Annotated in this window: 9 protein-coding genes and 1 pseudogene; 9 read left to right on the forward strand and 1 reads right to left on the reverse strand. The window is 71.7% G+C overall.

From position 1 onward, the window contains the following. Positions 1-292: 292 nt before the first annotated feature. Positions 293-484: pseudogene (locus OIU81_RS10825) on the forward strand (DUF4328 domain-containing protein); the annotation flags it as partial. A gap of 92 nt (positions 485-576) precedes the next feature. Here OIU81_RS10825 and OIU81_RS10830 read toward each other — a convergent pair. After that, positions 577-705 carry a hypothetical protein gene (locus OIU81_RS10830; protein ID WP_329146261.1) on the reverse strand — a complete coding sequence of 43 codons (129 nt, stop codon included), beginning with the start codon at positions 703-705 and terminating at the stop codon, positions 577-579. A gap of 116 nt (positions 706-821) precedes the next feature. Here OIU81_RS10830 and OIU81_RS10835 point away from each other — a divergent pair, with 116 nt between their 5' ends. The 8 genes from OIU81_RS10835 to OIU81_RS10870 all read left to right on the forward strand — a co-directional run bounded on the left by OIU81_RS10835 (position 822) and on the right by OIU81_RS10870 (position 16,389). Next, positions 822-1,352 carry a DinB family protein gene (locus OIU81_RS10835; protein ID WP_329146263.1) on the forward strand — a complete coding sequence of 177 codons (531 nt, stop codon included), beginning with the start codon at positions 822-824 and terminating at the stop codon, positions 1,350-1,352. 332 nt (positions 1,353-1,684) lie between these two features. Continuing rightward, positions 1,685-3,541 carry an ABC transporter ATP-binding protein gene (locus OIU81_RS10840; RefSeq protein WP_329146265.1) on the forward strand — a complete coding sequence of 619 codons (1,857 nt, stop codon included), beginning with the start codon at positions 1,685-1,687 and terminating at the stop codon, positions 3,539-3,541. Continuing rightward, the gene (locus OIU81_RS10845; protein WP_329146268.1) at positions 3,538-5,463 is read left to right on the forward strand and encodes an ABC transporter ATP-binding protein; all 1,926 of its coding nucleotides are present in this window, start codon (positions 3,538-3,540) and stop codon (positions 5,461-5,463) included. The genes OIU81_RS10840 and OIU81_RS10845 overlap by 4 nt, the downstream gene beginning before the upstream one ends. 398 nt (positions 5,464-5,861) lie before the next feature. Beyond that, the gene (locus OIU81_RS10850) at positions 5,862-8,141 is read left to right on the forward strand and encodes a M4 family metallopeptidase (RefSeq protein ID WP_329146270.1); all 2,280 of its coding nucleotides are present in this window, start codon (positions 5,862-5,864) and stop codon (positions 8,139-8,141) included. 286 nt (positions 8,142-8,427) lie between these two features. Then, positions 8,428-10,056 carry a M4 family metallopeptidase gene (locus tag OIU81_RS10855; RefSeq protein ID WP_329146272.1) on the forward strand — a complete coding sequence of 543 codons (1,629 nt, stop codon included), beginning with the start codon at positions 8,428-8,430 and terminating at the stop codon, positions 10,054-10,056. Positions 10,057-10,833: 777 nt separating this feature from the next. Then, a complete protein-coding gene (locus OIU81_RS10860) occupies positions 10,834-12,837 on the forward strand; it encodes an alpha-1,4-glucan--maltose-1-phosphate maltosyltransferase (protein WP_329146274.1) in 2,004 nt (667 codons plus the stop codon). After that, positions 12,834-14,552, forward strand: coding sequence for a maltose alpha-D-glucosyltransferase (gene treS, locus OIU81_RS10865; protein WP_329146276.1), 1,719 nt, complete (start codon positions 12,834-12,836; stop codon positions 14,550-14,552). The genes OIU81_RS10860 and treS overlap by 4 nt, the downstream gene beginning before the upstream one ends. A gap of 325 nt (positions 14,553-14,877) precedes the next feature. Further along, positions 14,878-16,389, forward strand: a complete 1,512-nt coding sequence (locus OIU81_RS10870; protein WP_329146278.1) for a maltokinase N-terminal cap-like domain-containing protein — start codon at positions 14,878-14,880, stop codon at positions 16,387-16,389. The last annotated feature ends 53 nt before the right edge of the window (positions 16,390-16,442 follow it).

The following is a 16,442-nucleotide window of genomic DNA, read 5'->3' on the forward strand; positions in this document are numbered from 1 at the left end:
CGGGCGTGGTGGCCGCGCCCGGCCGGCGCGGCCTGCCATGGAAAGAACGGCCGGGTGAACGATCACAGAGCGCCGCCCTCACTGCGCCGGGTCCGCGGAGCGGCCCGCTGCGCCGTCGCCGCCTTCGCCCTCGCCGGCGGCGCCTGGACGCCCGCGCGCTGTGACAGATCCGGCTCGCCGCATCCGGGATGCCGCCTCCGGGCCACCGGACCAGGGCGACGGCAGACATCGCCCGCTGAGCGCCCTGGAGAACGGTTACCACCTCGTCAGCGCCCTGGGAGGGGTGGCCACGGTGCTCTGCGCGCTCACGTTCCTGGCCTGGCTGTGGCGCGTCCGGGACAACGCCCGTGCCCTCTCCGGGCAGCCGCCGCGGCACGCCGGGCCGTGGGTCTACGCGGGCTGGCTCGTGCCCGTCGCGAATCTGTGGGTACCGCGCGCGATCGTCGCCGACATCCACCGTGCGAGCGCCCCGGGAGAGCGGCTGCCGCGCGCCGTGAACTGGTGGTGGGGCCTGTGGCTCGCCGGGCTGCTGGGCGAGGTGAGCCTGGGCACCACGGACCACGTCATCGCCCGTGCCTACCAGGACGTACCGCCGCTCCTGGCCGGCGACGCGGCCTTCCTGGGCGGGCCCTGGCCGGCATCCTCGTCGTCCGCGCCCTCACCGCGGCGCAGCGGCAGCCGGGCCACACCGAATCCCTGCGGCACGCCACCGCTCACCCGCGGTAGCCACCGCCGCCGGCTCCCGCGCCCGCCCGCGCCCACCACGCGACAGTTCCCCGCATGCCTGGACAGGGCACTCACTTGCTGCCTATCGTCGCGCCATGGTGCAAAGGGTCGATCCGCCGCCGGAACCCCCCGTGACTCTCAGCAGTCCGGCCGAACTTCTCACCGGCTATCTGGATTTCTACCGGGACGCGGTGCTGCGGAAGCTCGCGGGGCTCTCCGACGAGGAGCTGCGGCACAGCCGTCTGCCCTCCGGGTGGATGCCGCTGGCCCTCCTCAAGCACCTGGCCTACGTGGAGCTGCGGTGGCTTCAGTGGGGCTTCGCCGGGGAGCAGATCGACGAGCCGTGGGGCGACGTCAAGATCCGTCGCGGTGAGTGGCATCTCGAACCGGGCGAGACTCTCGAGGAAGTCACGGCGTTCTTCCAGGAGCAGTGTGCCCGGTCGCGCGAAATCGTCGCCGGCGCACGGCTGGAGGGCAAGGCCGCCACCCTCGGCGGCCGCGTTCCGGCCGAGGAGGACCGCCCGACGCTGATGTGGATCCTCTTCCACCTGCTCCAGGAGTACGCGCGCCACCTCGGTCACCTCGACATCGCACGGGAACTCGCCGACGGCACCCTCGGCGAATAGGCGGGCAGGCGGGCAGGCAGGCGAACAAGCCGGCAGCAGGGCGGCAGGTCAGCCGGTCGACAGGCAAACAATCAGCCACCACGCTTTCGGCCGCCGTGCCCGCGACGCCGGCATTGACTAGGGTTTCCGGGACGGACGGACGGACGGCCGGCCGGGCCGGGCCAAGCCGTCCCGGCGGCGCGCTTCCTCGCGGGTCATCTCTCCACGGGGACCCGCCAGTTGCACCGTGCACACCGCCACGAGTGGTGTCACGTCCACCGGCACGACCGGTGCTCACCTGCCTGGATCCCGGCGTCTCCGCAGGACCACAGGGGGAAGAGGGGGACGACGGAATGACGGAGGACTCGGGGGGCCCGGCAGGTGCCCGTTGCCACACCGCCGGTCGGTATCTCTGGTGGCTGGTGAGCAGTCAGCGGGGACGGGTCGCGGCGGGCGCGACGTACGGCAGCCTGTGGATGGTGGGGCTGATGCTGCCGCCCTATGTACTGTCCCGGGCCATCGACGACGGGCTGGTATCCGGCCGAATGCCGGTGCTGCTGGGCTGGGTGGCCGTGCTGCTGGCGGTCGGGGTGGGCAACGCCTGGCTGGCGGTCATGCGGCACCGCACGATGACCAGGATCCGGATGGACGCCACCTTCCGTACGGTGCGGGCCGTCGTGGCGCAGTCGTTGCGGCTGGGCGCGGCGCTGACCCGTAAGACGACGGCCGGGGAGGTCGTCACGATCGGGATCGGCGATGTCGCGGTGATCAGCCAGACCCTGACGATGACGGGGCCCGGCGTCGGCGCGGTGCTGGCGTACGCGGTCGTCGCCGTCCTGCTGCTGGCCGTCTCCCCGCTGCTGGCGCTGGTGGTGCTGCTGGGAGTGCCGCTGCTCGCCGTGCTGGTGGGGCCGCTGCTGGGGCGGCTCCAGGGAGCCGAGACGCGCTATCGCGAACGGCAGAGCGGGCTGGCGGCACAGCTGACGGACCTCGTCGGCGGACTGCGGGTGCTCAGCGGCCTGGGCGGCAAGGAGGTGTTCGCCGCGCGCTACCGGCATGCGTCGCAGGCGCTGCGCGCCGAGGGCTACCGGGTCGGCGCGGTGACGAGCTGGGTCCAGGCACTCGGGGTCGGCCTGCCGACGCTGTTCCTGGCCGCGGTGGTCTGGCTCGCGGCCCGGATGGCGGCCCAAGGGGAGATCACCGTCGGCGAGTTGGTGGCGGTCTACGGCTATGCGGCGGCGCTGGTGGTGCCGGTGTCGTTCTTCATCGAGGGCGGCTACGACCTCACCCGGGGAGTGGTGGCCGCCCGGCGGGTCGTCCGGTTCCTGCGCCTGGAGCCGGACACCGCGGACGGCCGGCGGGAACCGGCCACGGGCCAGGGCATTCCCGAGGCCCCGGCCGTGCTGCGGGATCCGGCCTCCGGCGTCGAGGTGGTGCCGGGGCTGCTGACCGTACTGGCCGCCGCCCGGCCGGCCGACTCGGCGGCGGTGGTCGACCGGCTGGGCCGGTTCGCTGACTCGGCGGCGACCTGGGGCGCGGTGCGCCTCGACGAGATCCCACTGCCCCGGATCCGGGAGCACATCCTGGTCGCGGACAACGAGGCGGATCTGTTCGCCGGGACGCTGCGCGAGGTGGTGGCCGGGCGGCGGGACCGCAGCGACGAGGAGATCGGCCGCGCCCTGCACACGGCCCTGGCCGAGGACATCGTCCGCGGACTGCCGGACGGGCTGGACGCGCCGGTCGAGGCGCAGGGCCGCAACCTCTCCGGCGGCCAGCGCCAGCGCCTGCGGCTGGTGCGGGCGCTGCTGGCCGACCCCGAGGTGCTGCTCGCGGTCGAACCGACCTCGGCGGTCGACGCCCATACCGAGGCGGCCGTCGCGGCCCGCCTGCACACCGCCCGCGCGGGCCGGACGACCGTCGTCACCAGCACCTCGCCGCTGCTGCTGGACCGCGCCGACACGGTGTGCTTCCTGGTCGACGGTGCGGTCGCCGCGGTGGGCAGCCACCGTGCGCTCCTGGCCGAACAGCCCGGCTACCGGCGGCTGGTGACGCGCGAGGCAGACGAGACAGAAGAGGTAGAAGGGGTAGAAGGGGTAGAAGGGGCAGAAGGGGTGGAAGGGGTGGAAGAGGCGGATGCGGCCGGGGAGGAGCGCGGCATCGCCCCCGCTCCCGAAGCAGCCCCGTCCCAGGCGAAGGAGAGCGCGCGATGACGCCGACGGCCACGAGGTCCCCCTCCCGGATGGCCCCGCCGGACGGCGCCGCGCTGCCGGTCGCCACCCTGGCCGCCACCCGGCGGGCCGCGCTCCGGCTGATCCGCCTGGACGGGCGGGCGTTCGCCCTGATCCTGGTGCTGAACTCGCTGGCCGCGGGCGCCGGGCTGGCCGGGCCCTGGCTCCTGGGCCGGATCGTGGACACCGTCCGGGGCGGCGGCGGGGTGCGCACGGTCGACCGGCTGGCGCTGGTCCTCCTGGTGTGTGCGCTGGTCCAGTTGCTGCTCGCGCGGTATGCGCGCTACGCCGGACACCGCTTCGGTGAGCGGACCGTGGCGCGGGTGCGCGAGCGGTTCGCCGACCGGACGCTGGCGCTGCCCGCGGCGACCGTGGAGCGGGCCGGCAGCGGCGATCTGACCACCCGCGGCACGACGGACATCGCCTCGGTCGCCTGGACCCTGCGGGACGCGGTGCCGGAGGTGTTCCTCGCCTCGACGCAGGTGCTCTTCCTGCTCGGTGCGGTGGTGTTCCTCAGTCCGCTGCTCGGGCTGTGCGGGCTGGGGCTGCTCGGCGGGCTGCCGGCGGTGCGCTGGTATCTGCGCCGGGCGCACTCCGCGTATCTGGTGGAAGGGGCGGCCACCTCGGCGCTCGCCGAGCAGCTCGCGGCCACCGCCGCGGGCGCCCGGACCGTCGAGGCCCTGGGACTCCAGGAGCGCCGGCGGGCGGCGGGCGAAGGGGCCGTCGCGCGGTGCCGCAGCACCCGGGCCCGCACGCTGTTCCTGCGCAGCGTGCTGCTGCCCACGGTCGATGTCGCCTCTCTCCTCCCGTTGGTGGGGGTGCTGCTCGTGGGCGGGGTGCTGCAGGGGCGGGGCGCGGTCAGCCTGGGCACGGTCGTCTCGGCGGCGCTGTATCTGCGGCAGCTGTCGGCGCCGCTGGAGACGATCCTGTTCCGGATCGAGCAACTGCAGAGCAGCGGCGCCGCGTTCGCACGCGTCGAGGGCCTGGGCCAGGCCCCGCGGTCCACCCCGGCCGCCCCCGCGGCGGCCCTCGTCCCCCACCCTTCCCCGGAGTCCGGCCCGTCCCCCGACGTATCCGCCGTATCCGCCGTGCCTGCCGTGCCTGCCGTGCCCGCCGTGCCCGCCGACGACCGTATCGACGTCACGGCGGTCCACTACGCCTACGGCCACGGGCACGACGACGTGCTGCGCGGTGTCGACCTGACCGTCCGCCCCGGTGAACGGCTGGCCGTGGTCGGCCCGTCGGGAGCCGGCAAGTCCACCCTGGGGCGGCTGCTGGCCGGTGTCGACGCCCCGCGCAGCGGCTCGGTGACGGTCGGCGGGGCGCCGGTCGCGGCGCTGGATCCGGAGGTGCTGCGCCGGCAGATCGTCCTGGTCACCCAGGAGCACCATGTGTTCCTGGGCACCGTCCGGGACAATCTGCGGCTCGCCGCGCCCGGTGCCGGGGACGCCGCGCTGCACGCCGCGCTGGCCGCCGTGGGGGCCGACTGGGCCGCGGAGCTGCCGGACGGTCTGGACACCGCGCTGGGCGCCGGCGGGCAGCGCCTCGACGGTGCGCAGTCGCAGCAACTGGCCCTGGCCCGTGTGGTGCTGGCGGATCCGCACACCCTGATCCTGGACGAGGCGACGGCGCTGCTCGACCCGCGCACGGCACGGCACACCGAACGCGCCCTGGCCGCCGTCCTGCAGGGCCGTACCGTCATCGCCATCGCCCACCGGCTGCACACCGCCCATGACGCGGACCGGGTGGCCGTCATGGAGGGCGGCCGGCTGACCGAACTCGGCAGCCACGACGAGCTGGTGGCCGCGGACGGGGCGTACGCCGCGCTGTGGCACTCCTGGCACGGCCGGGGCCCGTCCGGGCCACTCACCCCGGGAGCCGGAGCGGGATCCGGACGGCCGTGAACTGCGGCCCCAGTGGTCCCGGGGGCACGGAAGCGGCGTAAGGGCCGATCACGGGCCGTCCGTCTACCGGACACGGATTTCGAGCAACGGACGGTTTCCGGCCAATTAGTTGAACGGAGCCTGACAACAAGCCGCGTGAGGTGGGACTCTTCCCCGCAACCGCCGCACGGACCCCCACAGCACCAGCCGCTGCGGCAGAGAATTCCCCAGCACCACCCGTTCCACCGGTACCTCACGTATCACCGGTACACCTCGCATCACGCGTACATCACGCAACACCCGTACGTCTCCCCCCACACGCTCCAAGAGTTCTGCCTCGCTCTGCCCGGACGGCCGATGGGCCGCCCGGTCCCCCTCGGCCGCCCCGTCACGTCGCGGCCACCGCAGAAGGAGTCAGTGTGAGACGCACCCCCCATGGACGCGCCGTTGCGACCGGCGCACTCGTCGCCGTCACGGCGATGCTGGCCGTCGGTGTGCAGGCCGGCACCGGCACCGCGGCCACCCCGCGGTCGGGCACCACGCATGCCACACCCCGGCCCGGCGCTCTGCCGGCCAAGCTGTCCCCGTCCCAGCGTGCGGAGCTGATGAGGGCAGCGGGCGCCACCACGGCACGGACCGCCCGGCAGTTGAAGCTCGGCACGCAGGAGAAGCTGGTCGTCAAGGACGTCTCGAAGGACGCCGACGGCACCGTTCACACCCGCTACGAGCGCACCTACGACGGACTGCCCGTCCTCGGCGGTGACCTCGTGGTGCACCAGGCCAAGGGCGGCGCGCTCAAGGGCGTCACCAGGGCCGTCCGCTCCCAGCTCAAGGTCGCGAGCACCACCGCGAAGGTGCACCCGGCCACCGCCGAGGCGAAGGCCGTGAAGTCGGCCCAGGCGCTCGGGTCGAAGAAGACCGAGGCCGCCCAGGCGCCGCGCAAGGTGATCTGGGTCGCCGACGGCAAGCCGCGCCTCGCCTACGAGACGGTGGTCGGCGGACTGCAGGACGACGGCACGCCCAACCAGCTGCACGTCATCACCGATGCCACCACCGGCGCCAAGCTCTACGAGTACCAGGGCATCGAAAAGGGCATCGGCAACAGCCAGTACAGCGGCAAGGTCACCTTCGGGACCTCGGGCTCGGCCCCGAACTTCTCGATGACCGACCCGACCCGCGGCAACCACAAGACGTACGACCTCAAGCACGGTTCGTCCGGGACCGGTTCGCTGTTCACGGACGCCGACGACACCTGGGGCGACGGCACCACAGCGAACGCCCAGACGGCCGGTGTCGACGCGGCCTACGGTGCCCAGGAGACCTGGGACTACTACAAGAACGTGCACGGCCGCAGCGGCATCAAGGGCGACGGCGTCGGCGCCTACTCCCGCGTCCACTACGGCGACAGCTACGTCAACGCCTTCTGGGACGACGGCTGCTTCTGCATGACCTACGGCGACGGTCAGAACAACGCCGACCCGCTGACCGCCCTCGACGTGGCCGGCCACGAGATGTCGCACGGCGTCACCGCGGCCACCGCGGGACTCAACTACAGCGGCGAGTCCGGCGGCCTGAACGAGGCGACCTCGGACATCTTCGGCACGTCGGTGGAGTTCTATGCCAACAACCCCTCCGACCCCGGTGACTACTTCATCGGCGAGAAGATCAACATCAATGGCGACGGCACCCCGCTGCGCTACATGGACAAGCCGTCCAAGGACGGGGCGTCGGCGGACTACTGGTCGAGCACGGTCGGCAACAAGGACGTGCACTACTCCTCCGGTGTCGCCAACCACTTCTTCTACCTGCTGTCCGAGGGCAGCGGCGCGAAGGACATCAACGGCGTCCACTACGACAGCCCGACCTTCGACAACCTGCCGGTCCCGGGCATCGGCCGGGCCAACGCGGAGAAGGTCTGGTTCAAGGCACTCAGCCAGTACATGAGCGCCAACACCAACTACGCGGCCGCCCGCACCGCCACGCTCCAGGCCGCGGCTGACCTCTTCGGCCAGGGCAGCGCGACGTACAACACCGTCGCCAACACCTGGGCGGCGGTCAACGTCGGCGCGCGCGTCCCGGACGGCGGCGGGGTCACCGTCACCAGCCCGGGCAACCAGTCCAGCACCGTGGGCCAGCCCGCCAGCCTGCAGATCAAGGCGACCAGCGGCACCGCCGGCGCACTGTCGTACGCGGCGACCGGACTGCCCGCCGGGCTGTCGATCAACGCCACCACGGGTCTGATCTCCGGTACACCGACCACGGCCGGCACCAGCAATGTGACGGTCACGGTCACCGACGCCGCGAAGAAGACCGGAACGGCCGCCTTCACCTGGACGGTCAGCACCTCCGGCGGCGGCAGCGTCTTCGAGAACACCGACGACGTGGCGATCCCGGACGCGGGCTCGGCGGTCACCTCGCCGCTCAACGTCACCCGCAGCGGCAACGCCCCGAGCACGCTCAAGGTCGGGGTCGACATCGTCCACAGCTACCGCGGTGACCTGGTCATCGACCTGATCGCCCCGGACGGCACCGCCTACCGGCTGAAGAACGCCAGCGCGTTCGACTCGGCGGCGAACGTGAAGACCACGTACACCGTCAACGCCTCCTCCGAGAAGGCGAGCGGCACCTGGAAGCTGAAGGTGCAGGACATCTACGCGGAGGACTCGGGCTACATCAACAGCTGGAAGCTCACTTTCTGACCACGGTCGACACCGAAGAGTCACCTTCGTGTGACATAAGCGGGCCGCCAGATCGAGCCACCTCGCAACAGGCCTGCTGAGCACGGCGATTGGGCGTCGTCCCCGGTTCACCGGGGGCGGCGCCCCACTCCGTTATACGGACCGCGCACACCCCTCTGCGGACGATTTTCAGCCAACCTGTGAACTCCCTCATGACATGCACGCGTTCGAATGGCAGTCTTCCCGACGCACGTCACACCCGCATCGCTTTGCACCCCCACCACTTGGCAAAGTTGAAGGAGCACGCGTGACCCCCCGCATATCTCGCAAGACCCGTGTGACCGGTGGCGCCATCGCCGCCGCAGCTCTCCTGGCCGCCGGCATCGCCGGCACCGCGGGAGCCTCCACCGCCCCGGCCCCCACCAAGGACGGTTCACCCCTCGCACTCAGCGGCTCGCAGCGCAGCGAGCTGCTGCGTGACGCCGGCGCCGCGAAGGCCCAGATGGCCAAGGAACTGGGCCTGGGCTCGCAGGAGAAGCTGGTCGTCAAGGACGTCATCAAGGACGCCGACGGCACCGTCCACACCCGCTACGACCGCACCTACGCCGGCATGCCGGTGCTCGGTGGCGACCTGGTCGTGCACAGCGCCAAGGGCGGCGCGATCAAGAGCACCACCAAGTCGACCGACAAGTCGATCAAGGTGGCCTCCACCACGGCGAAGATCGCCCCGGCGGCCGCCGCGCAGTCGGCCCAGGGCACCGCCGTGAAGTCGTTCAGCGCCAAGAAGGCCGCCGCGCAGACGCCCCAGAAGGTTGTCTGGGCCGCCAGCGGCTCGCCCGTCCTCGCCTACGACACCGTCGTCAAGGGCGTCCAGAAGGACGGCACGCCCAGCCGGATGCACGTCATCACGGACGCCGACAACGGCAAGAAGCTCTTCCAGTACGACGACATCCGCACCGGCAAGGGCGAGAGCGAGTTCAGCGGCACCGTCGACCTGGGCACCTCCAAGGCGGGCAGCGGCTTCACGCTGACCGACGCCGACCGCGGCGGTCACAAGACCGTCAACCTCAGCAACAGCGAGTCCGGTGAGGGCAAGGCCTTCACCGACGACGACGACAAGTGGGGCACCGGCAAGGCCGACGACCCGCAGACCGCGGCCGTCGACGCCCACTACGGTGCGGCCGAGACCTGGGACTACTACAAGAAGGTCCACGGCCGCAGCGGCATCAAGGGCGACGGCAAGGGCGCCACCTCGCGCGTCCACTACGGCAACAACTACGTCAACGCCTTCTGGGACGACAGCTGCTTCTGCATGACGTACGGCGACGGCGAGGGCAACAAGGCCCCGCTCACCGCGCTCGACGTCGCGGCCCACGAGATGTCGCACGGTGTCACCGCGGCAACCGCCAAGCTCGAATACAGCGGTGAGTCCGGCGGCCTCAACGAGGGCACCTCGGACATCTTCGGCACCTCGGTGGAGTTCTACGCCAACAACAAGTCCGACCCGGGCGACTACCTCATCGGCGAGAAGATCAACATCAACGGTGACGGCAAGCCGCTGCGCTACATGGACAAGCCGTCCAAGGACGGTCAGTCGAAGGACTTCTGGGACTCCAAGACCGGGGGCCTCGACCCGCACTACTCCTCGGGTGTCGCCAACCACTTCTTCTACCTGCTGTCCGAGGGCAGCGGCCCGAAGGAGATCGGTGGCGTCAAGTACGACAGCCCGACGGCGGACAACAAGAAGGTCGAGGGCATCGGCCGGGACAAGGCCGAGAAGATCTGGTTCAAGGCCCTGACCGAGTACATGACCTCGAACACCGACTACAAGGCCGCCCGTGCGGCGACCGTCAAGGCGGCCACCGACCTGTACAAGGCCGGCAGCCCCGAGGTCAAGGGCGTCGAGGCCGCGTGGGACGGCGTCGCCGTCAAGTGACGCACCAAGCGGGAACGTGCTGAACGTGCCGGGGTGACACACCCCGGAGCGGGCGGTGTCCGGAGTCTTCCGGGCGCCGCCCTTCCGCGTTTCCGGGGCCGCCGCGGCGTCTCACCCCGGCGCCCCGCCGCGCCGCCCCCGCCCGGGTGCGCCGCCACCGCCCGGCTGCGCGGACGCCCTCCGGTGTGCCCGCCGCCGGCCCAACCCGCCCCCTCCGCAGGGGTTTTCGCAGGCCGGGCGGAGCCGGTGCAGGCTACCGCCGCGTCCGCCGATATGGCTGATTCCACCCCCTCATGCGCCCTTGTACGGACTACCTCCTGGGGGGAGGCTGCGAAGTGACGCCGACGGGCCCGGCGCGGCACCGCACCTTCCGCACACCGCAACTCCGCTGTGATCACACCGAGTTGAGGAGGCGAACCGCGACCGTGTCAGCGCAGCGCCGCACCCGTCCGTACGGGGGCGAAGGCCCGCCCGCCGGACTGCGGCGCCCCCGCACTGCGGTACCGGCCACCCGCCGGCGGACCTCCCCGGCCCCTCGCGGGAAGGCTCACCGGGAGTGCCGTGGGGCACCGCCCGCACCCCCGCACCTCGGATCCCTCGGGGGAACCACCGGCCCCAGACGGCCGGAGAGCATCACCCCGCACCGCCGTGCCATCCGCCAACCGAGTGAAAGCGGACAGGAGCGCCCATGCCCGGACCCGTTCCCCTTGCCTTAAAGCGGATAGAAAGGGCAAACCCTAGAAAACATAGCAAAGCACCACAAAACCAGGTGAGCCCATGATCGGTCGCATTCCTGTTCTGGACATCCGCCCGCAGATCGATTGCGGCCGCCGCCCGGCGAAGGCCGTGGTGGGTGAGACCTTCGAGGTCTCGGCCACCGTTTTCCGCGAAGGGCACGACGCGGTCGGGGCGAATGTGGTGCTGCGCAATCCGGCCGGCCGCTGCGGCCCCTGGACGCCGATGCGGGAGCGGGCGCCCGGCACCGACCGCTGGAGCGCCGAGGTCACCCCCGCCGTCGAGGGCCGCTGGTCGTTCACCGTCGAGGCCTGGTCCGACCCCGTGAGCACGTGGCGCCGGCACGCCGCGATCAAGATCCCCGCGGGCATCGACACCGAGCTGGTGCTCGCCGAGGGCGCCGAACTCCACGAGCGGGCGGCCGCGGAGGTCCCCAAGAGCGAAGGGCGCGAGGCGGTGCTCGCCGCCGTGGACGCGCTGCGCGACCTGGGCCTGCCCGCCGCGACCCGGCTCGCCGCCGCCCTCGCCCCGCAGGTCACCGAGGTGCTGGCGCGCCATCCGCTGCGCGAACTGCTCACCGTCTCACGCCCGATGCCGCTGGTCGTCGAGCGCCGCCGGGCCCTGTACGGCTCGTGGTACGAGCTCTTCCCGCGCTCCGAGGGCGCCACCGTCACACCGGACGGCACGGCCGTCGGCGGCACCCTGCGCACCGCGGCCGAGCGGCTGCCGGCCGTCGCCGCCATGGGCTTCGACGTGGTCTATCTCCCGCCGGTCCACCCCATCGGCACCGCCTTCCGCAAGGGCCCCAACAACGCGCTGTCGGCCGGCCCGGACGATGTCGGCTCCCCCTGGGCCATCGGCTCGGCGGCCGGCGGCCATGACGCCCTCCACCCCACCCTGGGCACCTTCGAGGACTTCGAGCACTTCGTGCGCACCGCCCGTGAACTGCGGATGGAGGTGGCCCTGGACTTCGCGCTGCAGTGCTCCCCCGACCATCCCTGGGTCACTCTGCACCCCCAGTGGTTCCACCACCGCGCCGACGGCTCCATCGCCTACGCCGAGAATCCGCCGAAGAAGTACCAGGACATCTACCCCCTGGCCTTCGACGCCGACTTCCGCGGGCTGGTCCGCGAGACCGAGCGGGTGCTGCGCTTCTGGATGGCCAAGGGCGTACGGATCTTCCGCGTGGACAACCCCCACACCAAGCCGGTGGCCTTCTGGGAGAAGGTGATCGGCGACATCAACCGCACCGATCCGGACGTGCTCTTCCTCGCCGAGGCCTTCACCCGCCCGGCCATGCTGCACACCCTCGCCCAGGTCGGCTTCCACCAGTCGTACACCTACTTCACCTGGCGCAACACCAAGCGGGAGCTGACCGAGTACCTCACCGAGCTGTCCGGCGAGTCGGCGTCCTATCTGCGGCCCAACTTCTTCGTGAACACCCCGGACATCCTGCACGCCTACCTCCAGGAGGGCGGCCGCCCCGCCTTCGAGGTACGCGCCGTGCTGGCCGCGACCCTGTCCCCCACCTGGGGCGTCTACGCCGGCTACGAGCTCTGCGAGTCGACCCCGGCACGGCCCGGCAGCGAGGAGTACCTCGACTCGGAGAAGTATCAGCTCAGACCGCGCGACTGGGAGGCGGCGGCACGTCAGGGGCACACCATCGCCCCCCTCATCACCACGCTCAACCGCATTCGCCGCCGCCACCCCGCCCTGCAGCAGCTGCGCAATCTGCACTTCCACCGGGTCGACAACGACGCCGTCCTCGCCTACTCCAAACGCGAGGGGCGCGGCGAGCGGACCGACACGGTCCTCACCGTGGTCAACCTCGACCCGCACCACACCCACGAGGCGACGGTGTCGTTGGACATGCCGGAACTCGGCCTCGGCCGGCACGAGTCCTTCCCGGTGCGCGACGAGCTCACCGGCGACACCTACCACTGGGGCAGGGACAACTATGTGCGCCTGGAGCCGGGCAGCTCTCCCGCGCCCGCGCATGTGCTGTCGCTGCGACCGTCCTCACCGATCGGAGGGTCACCCAATTGATCGTCAATGAGCCTGTCCCCGACACCTTCGAGGACACCCCGGCGAAGGACCGCGATCCCGACTGGTTCAAACGGGCCGTCTTCTACGAAGTCCTGGTGCGCTCGTTCCAGGACAGCAATGGCGACGGCATCGGCGACCTCAAGGGCATCACGGCCAAGCTCGACTATCTGCAATGGCTGGGGGTGGACTGTCTCTGGCTGCCGCCGTTCTTCACCTCACCGCTGCGGGACGGCGGTTACGACGTCGCCGACTACACCGCGGTGCTCCCCGAATTCGGAGATCTGGCGGACTTCGTCGAATTCGTGGACGCCGCCCACCACCGCGGCATGCGGGTCATCATCGACATGGTGATGAACCACACCAGCGATCAGCACCCGTGGTTCCAGGAGTCGCGCGCCGACCCCGAGGGGCCGTACGGCGACTATTACATGTGGGCCGACGACGACAAGCAGTACGCCGACGCCCGCATCATCTTCGTCGACACCGAGGCCTCCAACTGGACCTTCGACCCGGTGCGCAAGCAGTACTACTGGCACCGTTTCTTCTCCCACCAGCCGGACCTCAACTACGAGAACCCGGCGGTCCAGGAGGAGATGATCTCCGCCCTGCGCTTCTGGCTGGACCTGGGGATCGACGGCTTCCGGCTGGACGCGGTGCCCTACCTCTACGCCGAAGAGGGCACCAACTGCGAGAATCTGCCCGCCTCGCACGCCTTCCTCAAGCGGGTCCGCGCGGAAATCGACGCGCACTATCCGGACACGGTGCTGCTGGCCGAGGCCAATCAGTGGCCGGAGGACGTCGTCGACTACTTCGGCGATTACGGCGTCGGCGGCGACGAATGCCATATGGCGTTCCATTTCCCGGTCATGCCGCGGATCTTCATGGCGGTACGCCGCGAATCGCGCTATCCGGTGTCGGAGATCCTCGCCAAGACCCCGGCGATTCCGTCCGGCTGCCAGTGGGGCGTCTTCCTGCGCAACCACGACGAGCTGACCCTCGAAATGGTCACGGACGAAGAACGCGACTACATGTACGCGGAATACGCCAAGGACCCGCGGATGCGCGCCAATATCGGCATCCGCCGGCGGCTGGCCCCGCTGCTCGACAACGACCGCAATCAGATCGAGCTCTTCACCGCTCTGCTGCTGTCGCTGCCCGGCTCGCCGATCCTCTATTACGGCGACGAGATCGGGATGGGCGACAACATCTGGCTCGGCGACCGGGACGCGGTGCGCACCCCGATGCAGTGGACGCCCGACCGCAACGCCGGCTTCTCCTCCTGCGACCCCGGCCGGCTCTTCCTGCCGACCATCATGGATCCGGTCTACGGCTACCAGGTCACCAACGTCGAGGCCGCGATGAGTTCGCCGTCCTCGCTGCTGCACTGGACCCGCCGGATGATCGAGATCCGCAAGCAGAACCCGGCGTTCGGGCTCGGCAGCTACACCGAGCTGTCCTCCAGCAATCCGGCGGTGCTGGCCTTCCTGCGGGAGGCACCGGGCACCGGCGGCGCGGACGACGACCTGGTGCTGTGCGTGCACAACTTCTCGCGCTTCGCCCAGCCCACGGAGCTGGATCTGCGGGCGTTCAGCGGCCGCCATCCGGTGGAGCTCATCGGCGGGGTCCGCTTCCCGGCCGTCGGGGAGCTGCCGTATCTGCTGACCCTCGCGGGCCACGGCTTCTACTGGTTCCGGCTGCGCAGAAACTCCGGGTGACGCCCGTGCCCGACCGGGCACGGGTGCCCAGAACCACGCCCGTACGCGGCCACCTGGCGCGTACGGGCGTTTTTTGACCTTTCGCTCGGGCAGCCTCCCTATTACCGCGCGGGCCGGGTGAGCCTCGTCGGTCCCCCGGCTCGGGAGGGGGACACCGCGCAGCGGAGCAGCACGGGCCCACCATCCGCTGCCATAGGGAAGCTCTCGCACGATGGCCTCCCGGACTCCGTCTGGGGGTACCCCCACCGCGCCGCCGCACAGTCAAGGCCGCATTCCGGGACACTTGGCCCTATATGTCGTGTGCCCGGGGAAAGGACGCGACGCCATGTCGGACACCGCCTCGACCCGTGCCACCCGAAACACCCCTGACCGCCGCCCGCTCACCGCCGCACCCGATCTGCTCTCCTCGCTGGCCGCCCTGCTCGCCGCATGGGTGCCACGCCAGCGCTGGTTCGCCGGCAAGGGACGGATGGTCACCGGCTTCGCGCTGCTCTCGGCGACCGAGCTGCTGCCGTGCACCGCCGAGGGCGGCGCTCCGGGCCTGCTGCATCTGCTCGTCCGCGCCCAGCAGAGCGCCCCGCCGAGCCGTACCCCGGCCGGCGGCGACTGCTATCAGCTCCTGCTGGGGGTGCATCCGGCGCCGCCGCCGCAGCTGGCGCCCGCGGCGATCGGGCGCCCCGCCGGCGGCCCGCTCGCCGGCCGCACGGTCTACGACGCGCTGCTCGACCAGCGGCTGTGCGGGCTGCTGCTGGAGCGGCTGCGGGTACCGGGCCGGCTCGGCGCGCTGCGCTTCTGCCGCGAGCCGGATGCCGTCATCCCCTCCGGGCTGACCGGCCGGCCGATCGCCGTCGAGCAGTCCAACTCCTCGATCGTGTACGGCGATTCCTTCATCCTGAAGGTCTTCCGGCGGATCGAGCCGGGCATCAACCCGGATCTGGAGCTGCCCCGGGCGCTGGCGGACGCCAAGTGCGCGCGGGTGCCGGCGCCCGCGGCGTGGTTCGAGGCGCCGGCCGTGGAGGAGGGCGGCGAGGCGACCACACTGGGTGTGCTCCAGCCGTTCCTGCCCGGCTCGGCGGACGGCTGGCAGCTCGCGCTCAACGCGCTGGCGGTGCGGGCCGACTTCAGCGGCTCGGCGCGCGCACTGGGCCATGCCACGGCGGAAGTGCACACCGCGCTCGCCCAGACCCTGCCGGTCACCGAGCTGCGCCGCCCGCAGCTCGAAGAGATCGCCGCCCGGATGAACGAGCGGCTGACGGCCACCGCGCGCGCCGTGCCCGTGCTGCAGCCCTACCGCGCCCGGCTGCGTACCGCCTTCGACGCGCTGGCCACGCTGGGCCGCGACGGCCGCGGCTGGGCCGCCCAGCGCATCCACGGCGATCTGCATCTGGGCCAGACACTGCGCTCCGCCGACGAGGGGCGCTGGTCGCTGATCGACTTCGAGGGGGAGCCGGCCCGCCCGCTGGCCGAGCGGCGCCGGCTGCAGCCGGCGGTGCGCGATGTCGCGGCGATGCTGCGCTCCTTCGACTACGCCGCGCGCAGCGGACCGGCCGGCGGCGACCCCTGGTCGCTGGACTGGGCGCGCCGTACCCGCGACGCCTACTGCCTGGGCTACGCGGAGGCCGGCGGGCTCGATCCGCGCTCCGCACCCGAACTGATGCGCGCCTACGAGACCGACAAGGCCGTCTACGAGGTGCTCTACGAGGCCCGGCACCGGCCCGACTGGCTGTCCGTCCCGATGGCCGCCATCCGGCGGCTGGCCGCGTGCGGCGAGCCGGCCGTGGGGGCGGACGGGCTCCCCGGCGCGTCCCGGTCCGCCGGGTCCGACGGCCGGGGGTGAGAGGCCGCCGACGAACCGCCGCACCGCTGCCCGTACGCCCCGCCGAGATCCGA

Source organism: Streptomyces sp. NBC_01454, assembly GCF_036227565.1.
GTDB lineage: Bacteria > Actinomycetota > Actinomycetes > Streptomycetales > Streptomycetaceae > Streptomyces.

Coding starts and splice junctions, on each gene's coding strand:
- OIU81_RS10870 (WP_329146278.1), top strand. CDS start 14,878: ATGTCGGACACCGCCTCGACCCGTGCCACCCGAAACACCCCTGACCGC.
- OIU81_RS10840 (WP_329146265.1), top strand. CDS start 1,685: ATGACGGAGGACTCGGGGGGCCCGGCAGGTGCCCGTTGCCACACCGCC.
- OIU81_RS10845 (WP_329146268.1), top strand. CDS start 3,538: ATGACGCCGACGGCCACGAGGTCCCCCTCCCGGATGGCCCCGCCGGAC.
- OIU81_RS10835 (WP_329146263.1), top strand. CDS start 822: ATGGTGCAAAGGGTCGATCCGCCGCCGGAACCCCCCGTGACTCTCAGC.
- OIU81_RS10860 (WP_329146274.1), top strand. CDS start 10,834: ATGATCGGTCGCATTCCTGTTCTGGACATCCGCCCGCAGATCGATTGC.